Raw genomic sequence first — 18,586 nt, 5'->3', positions numbered from 1 at the left:
TTTTTGCGCAGCTCTTATAACAACGAACGCTAATGGCCCTACTGCGCTGGATCAACGAAGCCGTCCGTCAGCTTTTCCAGGCGATCAATCCCACCTCCAGCGGCACCGTCAACCCAGTCGAGTCGTCGGCGATGACTCGCGCCGTGTATTCACTCGCGGGCCGGTCGTCAGCTACTTCAACCCGGTAAAGCAATAGCCCATCCGCTTGGGCCGCCAGGTCGACCTTCAAGTCAACGATGGTAGCGTCCGCTGCGCCCACGCCCTCGACGTACAACTGAACGCGGACTTGAGACGGTGAAAGCCCGCCCAGGTCCATGTGTAATGCCACGGCGTAGCGGCCTGCCCGCCGCTGCATGTCCATTTGCAGAAAACGAATGTCGCCCCAGTGGGTGCGCAACTGTTCATGGTCCTGAGCCAGTTGCAGCGCCAGTCGGCTGCCGTCGGCACCCCGCGCGTGGTAAGCGCTAGCAGCGGGTAGGTAATAGTGTTCGGCGTACTCCCGGACCGCCCGGTCGGCTGAAAATTGAGTGACCAGGCTCCCCATGCTGGCGCGCATACGTCGAATCCATTGCCCGGGGATACCGTCGGCGTCACGTTCATAAAACGCAGGCACGACCTCGCTTTCCAACAGCGTGTAGAGCTGATCGGCATCGGCTGCGTCGTACTCAGCGCCATGTTCGGCACCATCCCCAATGCCCCAGCCCACTTCGTCGGTGCAGGCTTCGGCCCACCAACCATCGAGCTGTGACAAGTTCAAGCCGCCGTTGGCCAAGACTTTCATGCCGCTGGTGCCGCTGGCTTCCCACGGCCGACGCGGGGTGTTGACCCACACGTCGACGCCCTGCACCAGATGGCGCGCCACGCGCATGTCGTAGTCTTCAAGGAACGCCACCCGCCCATTGGTTTCCGGGCGACGAATGAACGCGTGCCAATCAAGAATCATTTGCTGCCCGATGCTATCAGCCGGGTGCGCTTTGCCGGCAATAAGCAACTGCACGGGTCGAGTGGGATGGTTGAGAATGCGCAGCAGACGCTCAGGGTCTTGCAGCAATAAATTGGGTCGTTTGTAGGTAGCAAAGCGACGGGCAAAGCCGAGGGTCAATACTTGCGGGTCGAACGCCACCCCGGCCGATTCGATGGCCTTCAGTGATGCGCCATGAACGGCTTCACTGCGCGCAAGATGGGTGCGCACAAATTCAAATAGCAAGGCCCGCGCCTGCTCGCGCAATTGCCACAAGTCCTGATCATCGACCTGCTTTAACAACTCGTTGACCCTTGCTTCGCGGATGCCGCGCCAGGGCAGATCGTCACCGTGCAGCGCTTGCCAATGGGCTTCGGCCTCCAATGAAACCCAGGTCGGCAGGTGTACGCCGTTGGTGACGTGGCCGATGGGCACAGCGTCATTGGGCCAGCGCGGAAACAGCGGCTGAAAAATATGCCGACTGGTCGCTCCGTGCAAACGGCTCACGGCGTTTACCGCTCCGGCACAATGAGTCGCCAGGAACGCCATGTTGAACAGCTCTTCGGAGTCGTCACCGCGTTGCCGGCCCAAGGCCAAAATGCTTTCCAACGACTGGCCCAGCTCATGCTCAACGTAACGTCCGACGTATTTGCTGATCAACGCGGCGGGAAAACGATCAAACCCGGCTTCAACCGGAGTGTGGGTAGTGAACAGGTTGCCGGCGCGGGTTGCGGTCATGGCCACGTCGAAACTGACCTTGTTGGCCTGCATGTAACTGCGCGCCCGTTCAAGCACCGCAAACGCCGCGTGCCCGTCGTTCAGATGAAGCACATCCGGCGTGTAGCCTGCCGATTCCAGCAAACGCCAACCGCCGATGCCCAACACCATCTCCTGACGCAGGCGCATCTCTACATCACCGCCATATAACTCACCCGTCAGCAACCGAAACGGCGGTGGATTCGCCGGGTCGTTGCTGTCCAGCAGCAATAACCGGTTACGCCCGACCGTCGCCTGCCAACCACGCAACCAAACGGTCAATCCTGGCAGCTGAATAGCTAGGCGCAACAGGCTACCGTCGGGACGGAGCAAGGGTTCAATGGGTAATTGCCGGGTGTCGTTGACTGGGTATAACGCCTGTTGGTGCCCGTCGACGCTGATCTCCTGACGGAAATAACCGTGCTGCCAAAGCATCCCGACGGCCACCACCGGAACCCCCAAGTCACTGGCGGCTTTCAGTTGATCCCCCGCGACATTTCCCAGCCCACCGGAATAGATCGGCAGTGCTTCGCTGAGCATGTACTCCATGGAGAAATAGGCCACCTGGTGCAGTGACGCGTCCGCGTGTTCGCGCTCAAACCAGGTTGTCTGGGCCAATACCGCATGGTGCGCCGCGGCGATCTCGGTGACGCGCCCATGAAAATGGATGTCGGCGAGCAAGACGTTGATCTTTTGCTCGGACACCGCGTTAAGCACGAGACAAGGATTGTGGGTGAGTTCCCACAGCTCGTTGTCCAGTCTGCGCCAGATATCGTCGTTCAAATCGGACCAACGAACGGTTTGATCAAACGCCAGTTGGCGCAAGGTTACGATGTTAGATTCAAGCGGCGTGCGACGAGAAGGCATGAGCTGACCCTGATAAGAAATACCACCACTCTCTGTAGGATTTAATGCGTCACGCATCGGTAAAGGTCTGGCCCCTTGGATGCCCTTTGGCCAGCGGTGGGGGGCCGTCGGGTTCGCTGAAGTCGTCTGTCCAGCGCCAGTTGCGGATCTCGGGCATGTCTTCGAAATGCTCACGGATGTAGGTGTGATGCCGACGCAATTGGCCTTCGAAGTAACTCATGGCGTCGAGGCTGTGGGAGCGCAAACGCGGCACGTGGCTCAAGGCGTCGATGGCGAGCTGGTAGCGGCTCATGTCGTTGAGCACCACCATGTCGAACGGCGTGGTGGTGGTGCCTCGATCCGAGAAGCCCCGCACGTGAAAGCGCGCCTCGTTGGCGCGGCCGTGAACCATGGAATGAATCACCCACGTCGAGCCGTGAAACGCAAACATCACCGGGGCCTCGCGGGTGAACAACGCATCGAACGACACGTTGTCCATGCCGTGCGGCCGGGTTTGCGGGCTGCTGAGGATGCCCAGATCCACCACATTGACCAGCCGCACGCGGATCCCCGGCACGTGTTTTTGCAGCAACCAGGCCGCCGCCACCGCTTCGGTAGTGGGCACGTCACCGGCGCAGGCCAGCACCACGTCCGGATCGTCGCCGTCATCGTTGCTGGCGAAGTTCCAAATTGAGGCCCCTTGGGAGCAGTGTTTCAGTGCTGCGTCGAAATCCAGCCATTGGAAATCCGGTTGCTTTCCGCAGGTGACCACGTTCACGTAATTGCGGCTGCGCAGGCAGTGATCGAACACGTTGACCAGACAGTTTGAGTCTGGTGGGTAATACACCCGCACCACGTCCGAACGGCGTTGCAGCACGTTGTCGACGAAGCCGGTGGATTGATGGCTGAAGCCATTGTGGTCGTTACGCCAGGCGTGACTGGTGAGCAATATGTTGAGCGAGGCCAACGGCCGACGCCAAGGGAACTCGCGGCTTTGCTGCAACCACTTGGCGTGTTGGGTAACCATGGAATCAACGACCTGGGCGAACGCCTCATACGTCGACCACATGCCATGGCGCCCGGTGAGCAAATAGCCCTCAAGCCAGCCTTCGCACAAGTGCTCGCTAAGGACTTCCATCACTCGGCCATCAGCCGCTAGGTGATCGTCAATTTCAAGGATCGGTCCAGCAGCCGTGCGGTTGGTGGCCTCGAACACCGCGTTCAGACGGTTGGAATTGGTTTCATCCGGGCCAAATACCCGGAAATTATGCGGATTAGCGCGAATCACGTCCCGCAGGTATTCACCCAGTTTGCGCGGTGCCTCGGCTATGACTTCCCCCGGCCCGGGGACGTCGAGGCCGTAATCGGCGAAGTTGGGCAAGTCCAGCGCCACCAATACCCGGCCGCCATTGACGTGGGGAACGGCCCCCAAGCGCAGGGCAGACGGTGGGGTCAGGGCGCGCAGTTCGGGCACCAGCGCGCCATTCTCATCGAACAGCGTCTGTGGCGAATAACTGCGCATCCAGCGCTCCAGTTGCGCCAAATGCTCAGTGTTCTGGATGACATTAGCCAGCGGCACTTGGTGCGCGCGAAACGTCCCTTCCACCGGCATGCCGTCGACTACTTTCGGCCCGGTCCAGCCTTTGGGGCTGCGCAAAATGATCATCGGCCAGCGCGAGCGTGTAACCGACCCCTCCTCCCTCGCTCGGTGCTGGATATCCCGAATCCCGGCGTAGCAGGTGTCGAGGGCCGCCGCGAAACGTTGGTGCATGCCGGGCAGGTCATCGCCGGCGACGATGATCGGCTCGTAGCCACGCCCTTGATACAGCGCGATCAGGTCGGCGTCGTCGGTGCGTGCTTCCACCGTGGGGCCGGAAATCTTGTAGCCGTTGAGGTGCAGAATCGGCAGCACCGCACCGTCGTAGACCGGGTTAAGAAACCGAATACTTTTCCAACTGCCTTCCAACGGGCAGGTTTCCGCTTCGCCATCACCGATGACGCAGGCCACCACCACCTGCGGGTTGTCGAACGCGGCGCCGAACGCATGCACCAACGAATAGCCCAGCTCGCCGCCTTCATGCAGGGAGTTGGGCGTGTGCGGACCGCAGTGGCTCGGCACGCCACCGGGGGTGGAGAAACTGCGGAAGAAGCGCAGCATCCCCGATTCATCGGCGGTGATCTCTGGGTGAACGTCGCTGTAAGTGCCTTCCAACCAGGCACACGCATTCAACGTTGGACCGCCGTGACCGGGGCCTGAAATATAGATCATTTGTATATGTTGTTCGCTGATCAGCCGGTTCAAGTGCACATAGATAAAGTTCTGCCCGGCCGAAGTGCCCCAGTGTCCCAATAGCCGAGGCTTAATGTGATCGGCGCTCAACGGTTCACGCAGTAATGGGTTGGCCTTGAGGTAAATCTGGCCGACGCACAGGTAATTGGCGGCGTACCAATAGCGGTTCATCCGCTCCAGCAGTTCAGGCGCCAGCGGGCCATTGTCGACCAAAAGCGGCTCGATAATCGGTGCGCTGGAGGGGTTATCGGCGCTGGACAGCAGTGGGTTGAAGATATACATGGCGACTCCAGTGGAATGGGCGATGTAAAACCCTCGGGCCCAAGCCCGAGTCTCAACTAATGGCTGCTGGTGTCCAGCAACTGCAAGGTATGGCGGGCGATCACGTGGTCTTCATCAGTGGGGATCATCCAGGCAGCGACGCGGCTGCTGGACTGGGACAGGAACGGCCCGTCAACTTCATTGGCCTGCTCGTCGATTCTCATGCCAAGCCAGGCACAACCTTCGATAATCCGTGCACGCACGCTGGCTGCATGCTCACCAATACCGCCTGTGAACACCAGTGCATCAAGGCCGCCCAGAACCGCAGCGAAGGCTCCGATTTCACGGACGATGGTGTGTACATACAGATCAATTGCTTCTTTGGCCGCTGGATCCTCGCTGACAGACAGCTCCCGCATGTCGCTGGAGATGCCACCGGAAACGCCGAGTAAACCACATTCGTGATACAGCAAATGCTCAAGCGCCTCAGCGGTCATGCCACGTTCGCGCAACAGGTACAGGAGTATGCCGGGATCAAGGTGTCCGGGGCGTGTGCCCATGAGAATCCCGTCGAGGGTGGTAAAACCCATGCTGGTGGCGCAACTGCGGCCGCCGCGCAAGGCACACAGGCTCGCGCCATTCCCCAGATGAGCCACGATGGTCCGCCCGGCCGCTGCCCGGCGATCATAAGCGGGCAGGACACTGGCGATGTACTCGAACGACAAACCGTGAAAACCATAACGACGGATACCCTCTTCGCTCAAGGCGCGGGGCAATCCATACAAGGTTTCCATCCGGTCCAACGAATGGTGGAAGGCGGTATCAAAACAGGCCACTTGTTGCAAATGAGGATGTTCACGCGCCAGAAAGCGCACCGGCGCCAGGCACGCTGGCTGATGCAACGGCGCAATAGGAATCAACGCCTCCATTTCCGTCATGACGGAATCGTCGATCAAGGCCGCAACTTGGGTGCGCGTGCCGCCATGAACGATTCGATGACCGGCGGCAGATAGCGTGTCGCCGGTGTGCTGCTCGATCCACTGGATCAGCCGGCCCAAGGTCTCGTCAGTGATCGACTCTTCGGAGTGTGGCCACTGCTCTTCGATATCTTTTTCGCCGCTGGCCTCGCGAAAACACAGCCAATAGTGATCCACGTGTTTTTCCAGGCTGCCGTAGCCCAGGGCAACCGGTTGGCCGTGGCTGTCCAGACTGGCGCGGTAAATCGCGAATTTGATGCTGGACGAACCCGCGTTGACGACCAGCAGCAGACCGGAGGTGGTCTGATCCAGCGCAACGCTTACCGGTTCAACTAACTGCTCAACCATTCGATCTCCCCGATCGCGAATATCAGCGCGAACCGTCCAATGAGACAGCTTCACGTCGGCCATGGCAGTTAGTTATAGCAGGGTGCTTTTTTTCGACCATTGATTTGGATCAAGGGTCATTCGCGGTATCTCGTGACGCTGAAGGCGACGATTTATAACCATCAGGCTCGGCGCCTTTAAGGCGGCCACGAATCAGTGCTTCGGGATGTCGCCCAATGAAATCAGTTAACACCCTTACCGAACGGGCGGTGCGTTTCACTTCTTGCATGGACTGGCTCAATTCCTGGCGCTGCGGTGAGTCCTCGGCGAAGGCTTCGTTGGCCGATGCGAGGGTTTTTCGGGTCTGCACGAGGGTGTCGCGCATCTGCGGCAGAACGGAGCCATTCACTTGCTTCAGGGTTAGCTGAAGTTCGGCCAAGCTGCCGTTAAGGTTGTTGGCAATCTGATCGATGGGCAGTTTGTTGATCAACATGACTGCGGTCTTTACTCAAGGCAATGGCCGTGACTTCGCCGATCACCACGTTCTTGTATTTGACTTGGGTCTTGTTCGCCTGCAGGCCCTCTGCGGTCTGAAAGGTGAGCGTAATCTCGGGGCCGGCCGATATCGCGTTATGGACCAGCATCGATAACCCCACCAGCGCCGCCACGATGGGCACAATCCACACCAGCGATACATTGAAACCTCGATGTTTGATCTCGGCTGCGCCGGGTACCGGGCTGGCCGTGGGCTTCGGGTTTTCAGGCATGGCTTACCTCGGCATCCCAGACGAGTAAGAAGCAAAACGAACCGACTATGGACAGCCTACGCTGGGATCCTGCGCCCATTTGCGCGCCGTCCCGGCGATTATAGTCGCCAACTGCGCGATGACCTGCTGGTGCGCCATGATCACGTCTTGCACTTGCATCCCGGCGGGTTGGCGAAGGGTTGAACTGCAGGTCAAGCTGCGACGCGGTTCGGTATCAAGCCGGCGACTGATGCTCCACACCACGTCGATCAACGCGTACTGACCCGGCACCGAGTCAAAGCGTCGAACGTCGGTTTGCAGTGAAATGACCGGGCGGCCGGGCATTTTGGGCAAGCCCTCAAGGTTTCGCGTACCGAGTCGCAGCTCCATCTGGTTGGCCAAGGCGTCGTGAAACTCATCGGCCAACGGCGCGCTCCAGCGTTCGGTTTCAAGAATCGATAAGGCACCACTGCTGAGTCGCACTACCACTTGGGGCTGATCAACTTGCACCGGTATCAGCACCGGCTGCATTTCGAACTGAAACGCCGGCACGCTGCTGCTCGCTCGCGCATCCTTGGCGGTGGGCACCAGCGTGTAGTAATGCGTGGGCGCCGACACACAAGCGGCCAAACCCAGCGTGGCCAAGAGGGCAAGAAAGCGACTTTTCATGGGGATCATTCCGGATCAATCTCGCGAGAAGACGAAGGTGACGATGTGTAGCCATCGGGTTGGGCGGTTTTCACGCGCCCACGAATCAAGGCTTCAGGGTGCCGGCCGAGGAAGTCGGTCAATACCCGCACCGAGCGAGCGGTGCGTTTCACTTCCTGCATGGCCTGACCCAGCTCCTGACGTTGTGGCGAATCCTCGGAGAAGCTGTCGTTGGCTGACGCCAAGGTTTTTTTGGTTTGCGCCAAGGTGTCGCGCATCTGCGGCAGTACATCGCCATTGACCTGTTTCAAGGTTTTCTGAAGCTCGGTCAAACTGCCGTTGAGGTTGCTGGCAATCTGATCGATGGGCAGTTTGCTGATTTTGTCGACGATCTGTTGTAACTGCTCCTGCAGTTTGTCCAGGCTGCCGGGGATGGTCGGAATGTCCAAGGGTTGCGCGGTTGAGTTGAACGCCACCGGTTTTGCGTTCGGCACAAAATCCAGCGCGATGTACAATTGGCCGGTCAACAAGTTGCCGCTCCGGGCTTGGGCACGCAGCCCTTGTTTAACGAATTCCGCCATCAACTCCTGGGTTCGAAGGTCGTCAGCTTTGTCCGCGCCGGCCTGCTTCAGGAGCGTTTCGTGGGCCTTGCCCAATCTATTGGGGTAAATAACCGCACCGATCATGGTCGGAAAGTCTTTTTTCGTCGCGTCATAGTCAAGATCGACCGACACCACTCTGCCGATGTTCACCCCATGGAATTCGACCGGCGCGTTGACCGACAGCCCGCGCAACGGCTGGTCAAAGCGCATGCGGATGAAGTGCGGATCGCCGTCAGCGGGCGCCATGGCGGTTTGCTGGTCGACGAACAGCGAGAACGTAGCATCCTCCTCCGCCACCACCGGATTCGGGCTGTACTTGGGTTCGACGAAGGCAATACCGCCAGCCAGAATCGAAGAAACCGACTCGGTATCCACCTTCAGGCCGTTAGCATCCAGACTGACATTTACGCCACTGGCATTCCAAAATCGTGTGTCCTTGGTCACGAACTGATCGTTTGGCGAATGAACGAAAATTTGCACATCAACGCCTTTGCCGTCTTCAGACAACTGATAGGCAACCACCTGCCCCACCGCGATGCGGCGGTAGTAAACGTCCGAACCAATATCCAGCGAGCCGAGGGTGTCGGTGTGCAAGGTATAGCGCTTGCCCTTCTCGCCATAGGTCACCGGCGGCGGCGTTTCAAGGCCGACAAAGTCTTTTTTGGTCTGTTCGGATTCGCCGGCATCGGCACCAATAAATGCCCCGGAAAGCAAGGTACCTACCCCAGAAATACCGTTGGCACCGATGCGGGGGCGCACGACCCAGAAGCGCGATCCCTCGGTGGCGAACGACTTGGCGGACGCATCTAGGTCGATGGTCGCATCCACACGATTACGGTCTTCGCTCAAGGCGATGGCGGTGACTTTACCAATCACCACGTTTTTGTATTTGACCTGGGTCTTATTGACCTCAATCCCTTCAGCGGTCTGGAAGCTGACATTGATTTCCGGTCCAGCCGAAAGAATGTTATGCGCCACCATAGACAACCCGACCAACGCCGCGACGATGGGTACGATCCACACCAGTGATACGTTGAAGCTTCGATGCTTGATATTCGGCGCGCCTGGTGAGGGTGGACCCGACGCGGGGTTTAGGGTGGAACGTGGGTGATCAGACATCTTCAACCTCTGTATCCCAGATAAGCCGGGGATCAAAACTAATGGCGGCTAACATGGTCAGGACGACTACCAAACCAAAAAACAAAATACCCATGCGCGGGTCGATGGTGCTCAGCGAGCGAAATTGCACGAGCGCGGCAATCAAGGCCACCACCAGCACGTCCAGCATCGACCAATAACCGACCACCTCTATCAACCGATATAGCCTGGCCCGCTCCCGCCTGGCCCAGTGGCTGCGGCGCTGACAGGTAATCAGCAGCGTGCCCAGTACCAGAAATTTCAAGCACGGTACCGCCACGCTGGCGATGAAAATCAACAATGCGAGGTCCCAGGAACCCTCGCTCCAAAACTCTATGATGCCGCTGAAGATCGTGTTTTCACTGCCGCTGCCAAAGATGTTGGTGTACATCACCGGCATCAGGTTGGCCGGGATATAGCAGATCAGGCTGGCGAGCAAAAATGCCCAGGTGCGGGTCAGGCTGTTCGGTTTGCGTCGATGCACCGCTGAATTGCAACGAGGGCATTGTGCATCGTTCACCGAGCAGGCGTAGCCGCAGGTACGGCACAGGACCAGGTTCATTTCGCTGGCATACGGCGGCTGACTCACGGAATGACACCTTCAAGGTCTTTCCACAGCCGACGGATGCCTTTGCCCGAAATCAGGATGATCAGCACGGTTAGCATGCCCAGTGCCCATAGGCCAACGCCGGGGTGTACATCGAGCATGCCAGCCAATTTGACGATGGACACCAGAATGCCCAGCAAGCAGACCTCGAGCATGCTCCATGGCCGCAGGTGTTCCAGCGTTCGCATGCAGAGCTTAAAACCAGGCGCCGCACGCCTGGCCAAGGCGAAACTGAGCACCCAGCAGAGCAGAATGATTTGCAGAAAAGGCGCAAGAATGATCGTCAGCCCCGCCACGGCTGCCATCGGGCTGATTTGCCCTTGGGCCAGAGCCTGAACCGATTGCCACAAGGTGGCCTGATTGCTCAAGCCTTGCAGGCTGATGGAAATGACGGGGAACGCGTTGGCGAAAATGAAAAGCATTGCGGCGCTGATCGACAGCGCCAACAGTTGTTGAATGCTCAATTGACCGCCGCGCCCAAGAATGGCAGCGCAACGCACACAGCGCGCGGTCTGGCCTCTGGCCAACGCCGTGGACTGATAAACCGAGTCGCAGTGTTCGCAGATAATCCATGCTGGGGACGATGTCATAGGCTCGACTGGTCGTAATGCAAATCCAATCCTTGGAGCCGGGCATTGCCAGCTAGTTCAAGGGGCAAGGTCGCGCAGATGAATAATGTCTGCGGGCGGTGATTATACCGGCCCAGGCATGGCTGCCAACACTAAGCTGTTACGGACACCCCCGGCGGGAGCCAACGTTTTGGCGAACGCTATCACTGCGCTACAGGCACTATCCCGAAGCCACTCACCGAATCACTGACAATTCGAAAATGTTGAGAGCCGCTGCCCTGCAACTGAACCGCCAACTCGCGGTGCAAACGGCCTTTGCTGCACATTGACGTGTCCTGTTCATCGAGGCCGATGCCCACAATCCGAGCACCCGCGGGCACCTGAAAATGCGCTTCTTCACCGATACCGATTCGGGCGGCGACGGTGCGGTCAATCGAAAAGGCCAGGAAACAACCGCCGCCCAGCATCCCGATGTCACGGTTTACGATGATTTGCCCCCCGCCCTCCACCGGCTGTTGGAACGCGAGCAGGCGATCCCCTGGCACTTGGGTCACGTTGTCCGGATCGGCCGTGAATGATGAACAACCCGCCAGCAACAGAGGAATCGCGAAACAGATCAAGCGCATTGAAACTTCCTTAAACAGATGTCAGCACAGGGTTGCTGCAACTGTAGCTGAAGGACGCTCGCCGACAAGTCTGATCCGCTAAGCCCGCGAACCACCTGCATTAGGTGGGTAATGCTGGAGTCGGTCGACTGCTCATTGCCCGCCATGTACTGCTCGATACACAGGCCCGAAAAAAAACCATGATCACCTCGGCAATCGTCGCCGCGTCCATGGTCGGGTTTCGACAACGACGAGGGCGTGCCGACGGCAATGTCAGCCCGCCCCTTGCGGTTAAATGTCTTTCGGATAGTTGAACGGGAACAGCGCCCGTCGCGCTTGCTCGTCCATCTCTTTTTTGAATGCATGGTCTTTGCCGACTGCACGGGCGCGGGCGACGGCCGGGCGAGCATCGATGGCTTGGAACCAGCGCTTGAGGTTAGGGAACGGCGCCAACGGATCTGCCTCGCCTTTGAGTACACGCGGAGCCTTGTCCAGCCAACCCCATGCCGAGATGTCGACGATTGAGTAGGTATCACCGACGATGTAGTCACGTCCCGCCAAACGCTCATCCAACACCTGATAGTGCCGCTCGATTTCACGCCGATAGCGATTGATCGCGTATGAGTTTCCTTCTGGCGCGGCGTATTGGAAATGCACTGCCTGCCCCGAAAAAGGCCCCAAACCTGTACCAATGAAGAACAGCCACGACAGCAGCTCTGGCCGATCAGCGGGCGTGCCCATGAACTGAGCGGTTTTTTCGCCGAGATAAAACAGAATCGCGCTGGAATCGAACACCCGCGTTTCAACGCCGCCCGGTCCATCAGTGTCGACGATGGCTGGCACCTTGCCGTTTGGGTTGATGGCATGAAACTCCGCCGTGTGCTGCTCGCCCTTGCTGGTATCGACCGGCACGAGCTCGTAAGCAAGCCCGGTTTCTTCAAGCATCAGCGCAACTTTCGCCGGATTCGGTGTCGGGTGGAAATAGAAACGGATCATGGCGTCACCTTTGTATTCTAGAACGATTGATTTAGAATAGTGGGTAACGGAAAAGGGGGCAACCGCTTCCTTCCCCGATGGGAGGAAATACCTAATGGCTCGGCCAAGAGAGTTCGACGAAGCAGCGGCATTAGACGCAGCGATTTTGTGCTTTTGGGCGCGTGGCTACGAGGCCACGTCCATTCGTAACCTTACCCAAAGCATGGGGATTACCGGCGCCAGTCTCTATAACGCGTTTGGCGACAAGCGCTCACTCTATGAGCGCGCGCTGGATCATTACATCGAGCGCGGCTCGTTGGACCGGATCAAGCGACTCGAAGCGCACTTGCCACCGCGTCAGGCGATTACTGCGTTCTTCGAAGAAATCATCGAGCGCTCGCTGAGCGATCCGCAACGTAAAGGTTGCTTGCTGGTCAACGCAGCGGTTGAGGTCGCACCGCATGACCCAGGTTTCCAACAAATTGTTGCGGATGTTCTGGTTCAGATTGAAGCGTTCTTTCGCCGTTGCGTCGCCACGGGTCAACGTACCGGCAGCATTTCCATCGCCCAACCTGCGGAGGATCTGGCCCGCCTGCTATTGGGTCTGTTGTTGGGCATTCGCGTGCTGGCCCGCGCTCGGCCTGAGCGAGATTTATTGGAAGGTATGGTGCGCCCAGCCTTTGCGTTACTTGACTGTCATTTCATTGCACAGGAAATCTCCGCCCATGATTGAACTCTATTACTGGCCAACCCCCAACGGCCAAAAAATCACGATGTTTCTTGAAGAAGCGGGTGTGGCGTACAACCTTCATCCCGTGGATATTAGCGCTGGCGATCAGTTCAAGCCGGAATTCCTGGCGTTTTCGCCGAACAACAGAATGCCAGCCATAATCGACACCGAACCGGCTGACGGCGGCGAGCCTATTACTGTGTTCGAGTCTGGCGCAATTTTGCTGTACTTGGCCGAGAAGACCGGACAGTTTCTGCCCAGCGACCTGCGCGAACGCAAGACCGTGATGGAGTGGTTGTTCTGGCAAATGGGTGGGCTGGGGCCTATGGCCGGACAAAACCACCACTTCGGAATCTATGCACCGGAAAAGCTTCCGTACGCGATCAATCGCTACGTCAACGAAACCAATCGCTTGTACGGCGTGCTTGATCGTCGATTAGCAGGCCGTGAGTTCATTGGCGGCGATCACTACAGCATTGCGGACATAGCCGCTTACCCGTGGATCGTGCCCTGGAAAAACCAGCAGCAGAACCTGGATGACTTCCCTGACCTGCGCCGTTGGTTCGATGCCATCCACACGAGGCCGGCAACCGTTCGCGCGTATGCCAACGCCGAACCCTTCTCCAGTCGCCCGACAGTGACCGAAGAAGGCAAAAAAATCTTGTTCGGCCAAACCTCAGCCCCACGCCCGTAATTTGCGGATGCCCCGGGAACCGTGGGACCGCATTTATTCGGAATGGATTTTACGTCCAACATCGTCAGCGCCTGACACGACGCCTTCCCGAATAAATTCGGTCCCACGGATTTTGGCGATGCACCTATTTCGGTTCTGCAATGCCATCGCTGAGTTCGTGCGGACCCAAATCACCCCGTGGGAGTTGGCTTGCCAACGAAAACGTCACTGCAGGCGCCCCAGGTTTCGGGTCAACATCAGCGGCGTGACTACTGGCCCCTTCGCAGGCAAGCCTGCTCCCACAGTAATGCGGCTGCTTGCTATTGACCGTGTTAAAACCCCAGAGCCGTCCCGGCTTCGCAGCTCTCGGCAGTGCCTTCAGTTGCCCGGCGTTTGCTGCGACAACGTGTTGACGGACAACCTCAGGGCATGAATGAATTCGGTCCCTCAGTGACGGAATTCTGTAGGAGCCAACCTGTTGGCGAGGCGGTATGTCAGGCAAACCGCATCAAGCCCCTTCGCCAACAAGTTGGTATCTACAGGCGTGGATACCCGAGAATTTAGCGGGCTTCTGGCATGACCTGGAACGGGGCTTCTTTATCCGTTCGCTCTTTACTGCCCCATGCCGCTACACCGACCTTGATCGCGTAGAACAGGATGGCGAATACCACGAACAGGAACAGCGCTGTCAACGTGGCGTTGGTGTAGGCGTTGAAGATCACATGCTGCATCTGGTCGATGGTCTTGGCCGGGGCCAGTACCTGACCCGCGTCCAGCGCCGTTTTGTATTTGCTCGCCAAGGCGAGGAAACCCAGTACCGGGCTTGGGTCGAACAGCTTGATGTAGCCGGCTGTGGTGGTGCAAATCAGCAACCAAACCGCTGGTAACAAGGGCACCCAAATGTAGCGCTGACGCTTCATTTTGATCAGGACCACGGTGGCGAGCATCAGCGCGATGCCGGCGAGCATCTGGTTCGAGATACCGAACAACGGCCACAAGGTGTTGATCCCACCCAATGGATCGATCACGCCTTGGTACAGCAAATAACCCCACATCGCGACGCAACCGCCGGTGGCGATCAAGTTGGCCGTCCACGATTCCGTCCGCTTGAGCGCCGGAACAAAAGTGCCGAGCAAATCCTGAAGCATGAAGCGACCCGCACGGGTGCCTGCATCCACCGCCGTCAAAATAAACAAGGCTTCAAACAGAATCGCGAAGTGGTACCAGAACGCCATGGTGTCCTTGCCAGGCAGCACCTGGTGCAGGATCTGCGCGATGCCAACGGCTAACGTGGGTGCGCCGCCCGCTCGGGCCAGCACCGTGGTTTCGCCAATGTCTTTCGCCACAGCGATCAGCGCGTCCGGGGTAATGGCAAAACCCCAACTGCTGACGGTTTGTGCCACGGTTACCACGTCACCGCCGACAATCGCTGCCGGGCTGTTCATGGCGAAGTACACGCCCGGATCAATTACGGAAGCCGCAACCATGGCCATGATGGCCACGAACGATTCCATAAGCATGGCGCCGTAGCCGATGTAACGAGAGTTGGCTTCGCTGTCCAGCAGCTTGGGCGTGGTACCCGACGCGATCAACGCATGGAAGCCAGACACCGCACCACAGGCGATGGTGATAAACAGGAACGGGAACAAGCCCCCCTTCCACACCGGACCAGTGCCGTCAGTGAACTGCGTCAACGCCGGCATTTTCAGTTCAGGAGCCAGAACCAGAATACCAATGGCCAACGCGAGGATGGTGCCGATTTTCAAGAATGTAGACAGGTAGTCCCGAGGCGCCAGCAGCAGCCAAACCGGCAATACTGCGGCAACGAAGCCGTAACCGACCAACATCCAGGTGATTTGGATGCCTGTGAAGGTGAACGCCTTGGCCCACACCGGATCGGCAGCAACGTGGCCGCCCGCCCAGATCGACGCCAGCAGCAGAACCACGCCGATCACCGAAATCTCACCAATTCGCCCGGGACGGATGTAGCGCATGTACACGCCCATGAACATGGCCAGGGGAATGGTTGCCATGACCGTGAACATGCCCCACGGACTGTCAGCCAAAGCTTTGACCACGATCAGCGCCAGCACCGCGAGGATGATGATCATGATCAGGAAGCAACCGAACAGTGCGATGGAACCTGGGACTTTGCCCATTTCCTCACGGACCATCTCGCCCAGTGAGCGACCGTTACGGCGAGTGGACAGGAACAGAATCATGAAATCCTGCACCGCACCGGCGAATACCACGCCGGCAATCAGCCACAGGGTGCCAGGCAAGTAACCCATCTGCGCGGCCAATACCGGGCCGACCAAGGGGCCAGCGCCAGCGATGGCGGCAAAGTGGTGACCGAACAGGATGTGTTTGTTGGTCGGCACGTAGTCCAGACCATCGTTATTGAGGACTGCGGGGGTGGCGCGGTTGGGGTCCAGCTGCATCACTTTAGTGGCAATGAACTTGCTGTAATAGCGATAGGCAACCAGATAGATTGCGACTGCGGCAACCACGATCCAGAGGGCATTGACGGCTTCACCGCGACGCAGCGCGACGACACCCAGTGCGAATGCCCCCAAGCAGGCAACGGCGAACCAAGCAAGATGTTTGGTCAGTCGGGTCATTGTGGGTCTCCTGCCGAGGACCGTAACCCTGCGGCGATAATTGTTATTGTGTGCCCTGTGAAATGAGCCACGCTACTATCCGCGCACCGCGCCCGCATAGACATCCGCAGTACTACCGGGGCGCCTGCGTAGTACTACGCAGGTAAATGCCGCCTGATGCGATTACCCTGTGCCACTTAACGGCCTTCCATCCGGATTTCATCTGCCATGCAGCTCAAACATAAAATCGTCGCGCTTGGGATTTTGCCGCTGATACTCGCGGTGGCGATCATCAGCGCGCTGGTGATTTCCCAGAACCAGCGGCTGGGCGAACAGCAGGCGCAATTGATCGAGGACAGCATTCTCGCCAGCAAACGCGCGGAGCTTAAGAACTACGTGGAAATGGCCATGAGCTCGCTGGCGCCGCTGTATAAAAGTGGCCGCGACGACGAACACACCAAGCAACAAGTGCTCAACGAGTTGGCGAAGCTGAGTTTCGGGATCAACGGCTATTTCTTCGTATACGACCACAACGGCCGCAGTCTGATGCACCCTCGGCAAGCCGACCTGGTAGGCCGCGACCTATGGAACATGACCGATCCCCATGGGTTGCTGGTGATTCAGGCACTACTGAAAAGTGCACAAAGCGGTGACGGGTTTCAGCCTTATGCCTGGGAAAAACCTTCTACCGGCCAAGTCACCGACAAGCTCGCCTACGTGGTCATGCTCGACCGCTGGGGCTGGATGCTCGGCACCGGAATTTACTTGGAAGACGTCGAGCACGCCACCCATCAAGCACGGGAAGAAGTGGCTCGCGGCATCCACACCACCATGCTGGCCATCGGTATCGTGGCGCTGATCGCGGTGCTGCTGGTGTTTGCCTGCGGCCTGACTTTGAACGCCAGCGAACATCGCCTGGCGGACAAAAAGCTCCAGGGCCTGACCCAACGGATCGTCAGTCTGCAGGAAGAAGAACGCTCCAGACTTTCCCGAGAGTTGCACGACGGCATCAGTCAGGTGCTGGTGTCGATCAAATTTCAATTCGAATTGGCAGGCCTTGAATTGGAAGCGCAAAGCGGTAAAGGCCCGGATATCTTGCGCCAAGGCATCGACCGGCTGGCCGACGCGATTGGTGAGGTCCGAAGTATTTCCCATGACCTGCGCCCTTCCCTCTTGGACACCCTGGGGCTTGCCGCCGCCATTGCGCAGCTGGTCACCGAGTTCGAGGCCCGCAGCGGTTTGACAGTGCACTACCAAAACAACCTCGGCGACTTCCAATTGGTGGAGGGCGCGCCCGTGGCCATGTTCCGAATTCTTCAGGAAGCCCTGACCAACATCGAACGCCATGCTCAGGCCAAAAACGTTTACATCGACCTTGAAGGTGACTCGGTCCACGTGAAGTTGTCGGTCTGCGACGACGGCGTTGGCTTCAAGATCAACCGGCTGGAGTCGATACAGGGAGGTATCGGTTTGAGTAACATTCGCGAACGGGTTGACCATTTCGACGGCCAATTCAGCCTGACGTCTGTGCCTGGCAGAAGCGAATTGAGCGTAACCCTGCCCACCCGACCCCGTTCATTCCTTAACCCAACCCGAGTCTATTCATGACCCCTGCACGCCCGATTCGCATTGCCCTGGTGGACGATCACGCGTTAGTACGTGACGGCGTACGCGCGTTGCTAGCCGTCAGGCCTTCGTTTGACGTGGTGGGCGAAGCGGAAGATGGGCCCGAAGCCATTAATCTCTGCAGCCAGGTGTCGCCGGATATTTTGCTGATCGATATCGGTTTGAAGGACATGAATGGACTGGAACTGACAAGGCTGCTGCGCGCGCAGTACCCGACCATCAAAATCCTGATCTTGAGCATGTACGACAATCAGGAATACATCGCCACCTCGATCCGAGCCGGCGCCAGCGGTTATGTGCTGAAAAACGCACCGTCCCGGGAAATCGTCGCGGCCATTGAAGCGATTGCCGCCGGTGGAACGTTTTACAGCGCCGAAGTCGCACTAAAGCTGGCGAGTAAAAAGTCAGACGAAACCGAACTTACACCGAGGGAAAGTCAGGTGTTAGTGGGATTGGCGCAGGGTTTGGACAACAAGACCATCGCCCGGGAACTGGCGATCAGCGTACGCACCGTCGAAACCCACCGCCTGAGTATCCGACGCAAACTAAACGTCGATAAGCCAGCAGGATTGGTCAAATACGCCATGGAGCATGGGCTGCTTTCTCGTTAAAGCAGGCGTTGACCGGCCAAAGACCTCGTTGTGAACATC

Annotated in this window: 15 protein-coding genes and 1 pseudogene; 4 read left to right on the top strand and 12 right to left on the bottom strand. The window is 58.3% G+C overall.

The annotated features are described in order from the left end of the window. Positions 1-67 precede the first annotated feature (67 nt). From glgP to RHM65_RS17420, 11 genes and pseudogenes are all read right to left on the bottom strand, one after another. Positions 68-2,584, bottom strand: coding sequence for an alpha-glucan family phosphorylase (glgP, locus tag RHM65_RS17470; protein ID WP_322164691.1), 2,517 nt, complete (start codon positions 2,582-2,584; stop codon positions 68-70). Positions 2,585-2,633: 49 nt separating this feature from the next. Beyond that, complete coding sequence (locus tag RHM65_RS17465; RefSeq protein WP_322164692.1) at positions 2,634-5,135, bottom strand: phosphoketolase family protein; 2,502 nt, start codon at positions 5,133-5,135, stop codon at positions 2,634-2,636. 56 nt (positions 5,136-5,191) lie between these two features. After that, positions 5,192-6,439: an acetate/propionate family kinase gene (locus RHM65_RS17460; RefSeq protein WP_322164693.1), complete on the bottom strand. Its 1,248-nt coding sequence runs from the start codon at positions 6,437-6,439 to the stop codon at positions 5,192-5,194. Positions 6,440-6,548: 109 nt separating this feature from the next. Beyond that, a pseudogene (locus RHM65_RS17455) lies at positions 6,549-6,905 on the bottom strand (mammalian cell entry protein); the annotation flags it as partial. After that, entirely contained in the window at positions 6,865-7,062 is a 198-nt protein-coding gene (locus tag RHM65_RS17450) for an MlaD family protein (protein WP_322185353.1), read from the bottom strand. The gene RHM65_RS17450 and the pseudogene RHM65_RS17455, both read right to left, overlap by 41 nt. Before the next feature lie 168 nt (positions 7,063-7,230). Further along, positions 7,231-7,833 (bottom strand): PqiC family protein, encoded by a 603-nt coding sequence (locus RHM65_RS17445; protein ID WP_322164695.1) that lies wholly within the window; start codon positions 7,831-7,833, stop codon positions 7,231-7,233. Between the two features lie 5 nt (positions 7,834-7,838). Next, positions 7,839-9,533: an intermembrane transport protein PqiB gene (locus RHM65_RS17440; RefSeq protein WP_322164696.1), complete on the bottom strand. Its 1,695-nt coding sequence runs from the start codon at positions 9,531-9,533 to the stop codon at positions 7,839-7,841. After that, a complete protein-coding gene (locus RHM65_RS17435; protein WP_416194807.1) occupies positions 9,526-10,113 on the bottom strand; it encodes a paraquat-inducible protein A in 588 nt (195 codons plus the stop codon). The genes RHM65_RS17440 and RHM65_RS17435 overlap by 8 nt, the downstream gene beginning before the upstream one ends. A gap of 23 nt (positions 10,114-10,136) precedes the next feature. Next, a complete protein-coding gene (locus RHM65_RS17430; RefSeq protein ID WP_322164698.1) occupies positions 10,137-10,748 on the bottom strand; it encodes a paraquat-inducible protein A in 612 nt (203 codons plus the stop codon). Between the two features lie 182 nt (positions 10,749-10,930). Further along, the gene (locus RHM65_RS17425; RefSeq protein WP_322164699.1) at positions 10,931-11,353 is read right to left on the bottom strand and encodes a 3-isopropylmalate dehydratase; all 423 of its coding nucleotides are present in this window, start codon (positions 11,351-11,353) and stop codon (positions 10,931-10,933) included. A gap of 270 nt (positions 11,354-11,623) precedes the next feature. After that, complete coding sequence (locus tag RHM65_RS17420; RefSeq protein WP_322164700.1) at positions 11,624-12,328, bottom strand: glutathione S-transferase family protein; 705 nt, start codon at positions 12,326-12,328, stop codon at positions 11,624-11,626. Between the two features lie 94 nt (positions 12,329-12,422). On the opposite strand from RHM65_RS17420, the gene RHM65_RS17415 reads away from it, so the two are divergent. Together RHM65_RS17415 and RHM65_RS17410 are read left to right on the top strand one after the other, a co-directional pair. Continuing rightward, positions 12,423-13,040: a TetR/AcrR family transcriptional regulator gene (locus tag RHM65_RS17415; RefSeq protein ID WP_322164701.1), complete on the top strand. Its 618-nt coding sequence runs from the start codon at positions 12,423-12,425 to the stop codon at positions 13,038-13,040. Beyond that, positions 13,033-13,731 carry a glutathione S-transferase C-terminal domain-containing protein gene (locus tag RHM65_RS17410; protein WP_322164703.1) on the top strand — a complete coding sequence of 233 codons (699 nt, stop codon included), beginning with the start codon at positions 13,033-13,035 and terminating at the stop codon, positions 13,729-13,731. Before RHM65_RS17415 ends, RHM65_RS17410 begins: the two co-directional genes overlap by 8 nt. A gap of 539 nt (positions 13,732-14,270) precedes the next feature. Here the strand turns inward: RHM65_RS17410 and RHM65_RS17405 are convergent. Next, positions 14,271-16,331 carry a carbon starvation CstA family protein gene (locus RHM65_RS17405; RefSeq protein ID WP_322164705.1) on the bottom strand — a complete coding sequence of 687 codons (2,061 nt, stop codon included), beginning with the start codon at positions 16,329-16,331 and terminating at the stop codon, positions 14,271-14,273. A gap of 207 nt (positions 16,332-16,538) precedes the next feature. On the opposite strand from RHM65_RS17405, the gene RHM65_RS17400 reads away from it, so the two are divergent. After that, the gene (locus RHM65_RS17400) at positions 16,539-17,918 is read left to right on the top strand and encodes a cache domain-containing protein (RefSeq protein ID WP_322164706.1); all 1,380 of its coding nucleotides are present in this window, start codon (positions 16,539-16,541) and stop codon (positions 17,916-17,918) included. Beyond that, complete coding sequence (locus tag RHM65_RS17395; RefSeq protein WP_322164707.1) at positions 17,915-18,547, top strand: response regulator transcription factor; 633 nt, start codon at positions 17,915-17,917, stop codon at positions 18,545-18,547. Before RHM65_RS17400 ends, RHM65_RS17395 begins: the two co-directional genes overlap by 4 nt. The last annotated feature ends 39 nt before the right edge of the window (positions 18,548-18,586 follow it).

Origin of the sequence: Pseudomonas sp. CCI4.2, assembly GCF_034350045.1 — a bacterium.
Lineage (GTDB): Bacteria > Pseudomonadota > Gammaproteobacteria > Pseudomonadales > Pseudomonadaceae > Aquipseudomonas.
This window is presented reverse-complemented; position numbering and strand designations above follow the sequence as displayed.

Coding starts and splice junctions, on each gene's coding strand:
- glgP (WP_322164691.1), bottom strand. CDS start 2,584: ATGCCTTCTCGTCGCACGCCGCTTGAATCTAACATCGTAACCTTGCGC.
- RHM65_RS17465 (WP_322164692.1), bottom strand. CDS start 5,135: ATGTATATCTTCAACCCACTGCTGTCCAGCGCCGATAACCCCTCCAGC.
- RHM65_RS17460 (WP_322164693.1), bottom strand. CDS start 6,439: ATGGTTGAGCAGTTAGTTGAACCGGTAAGCGTTGCGCTGGATCAGACC.
- RHM65_RS17450 (WP_322185353.1), bottom strand. CDS start 7,062: ATGCTGGTCCATAACGCGATATCGGCCGGCCCCGAGATTACGCTCACC.
- RHM65_RS17445 (WP_322164695.1), bottom strand. CDS start 7,833: ATGAAAAGTCGCTTTCTTGCCCTCTTGGCCACGCTGGGTTTGGCCGCT.
- RHM65_RS17440 (WP_322164696.1), bottom strand. CDS start 9,533: ATGTCTGATCACCCACGTTCCACCCTAAACCCCGCGTCGGGTCCACCC.
- RHM65_RS17435 (WP_416194807.1), bottom strand. CDS start 10,113: ATGAACCTGGTCCTGTGCCGTACCTGCGGCTACGCCTGCTCGGTGAAC.
- RHM65_RS17430 (WP_322164698.1), bottom strand. CDS start 10,748: ATGACATCGTCCCCAGCATGGATTATCTGCGAACACTGCGACTCGGTT.
- RHM65_RS17425 (WP_322164699.1), bottom strand. CDS start 11,353: ATGCGCTTGATCTGTTTCGCGATTCCTCTGTTGCTGGCGGGTTGTTCA.
- RHM65_RS17420 (WP_322164700.1), bottom strand. CDS start 12,328: ATGATCCGTTTCTATTTCCACCCGACACCGAATCCGGCGAAAGTTGCG.
- RHM65_RS17415 (WP_322164701.1), top strand. CDS start 12,423: ATGGCTCGGCCAAGAGAGTTCGACGAAGCAGCGGCATTAGACGCAGCG.
- RHM65_RS17410 (WP_322164703.1), top strand. CDS start 13,033: ATGATTGAACTCTATTACTGGCCAACCCCCAACGGCCAAAAAATCACG.
- RHM65_RS17405 (WP_322164705.1), bottom strand. CDS start 16,331: ATGACCCGACTGACCAAACATCTTGCTTGGTTCGCCGTTGCCTGCTTG.
- RHM65_RS17400 (WP_322164706.1), top strand. CDS start 16,539: ATGCAGCTCAAACATAAAATCGTCGCGCTTGGGATTTTGCCGCTGATA.
- RHM65_RS17395 (WP_322164707.1), top strand. CDS start 17,915: ATGACCCCTGCACGCCCGATTCGCATTGCCCTGGTGGACGATCACGCG.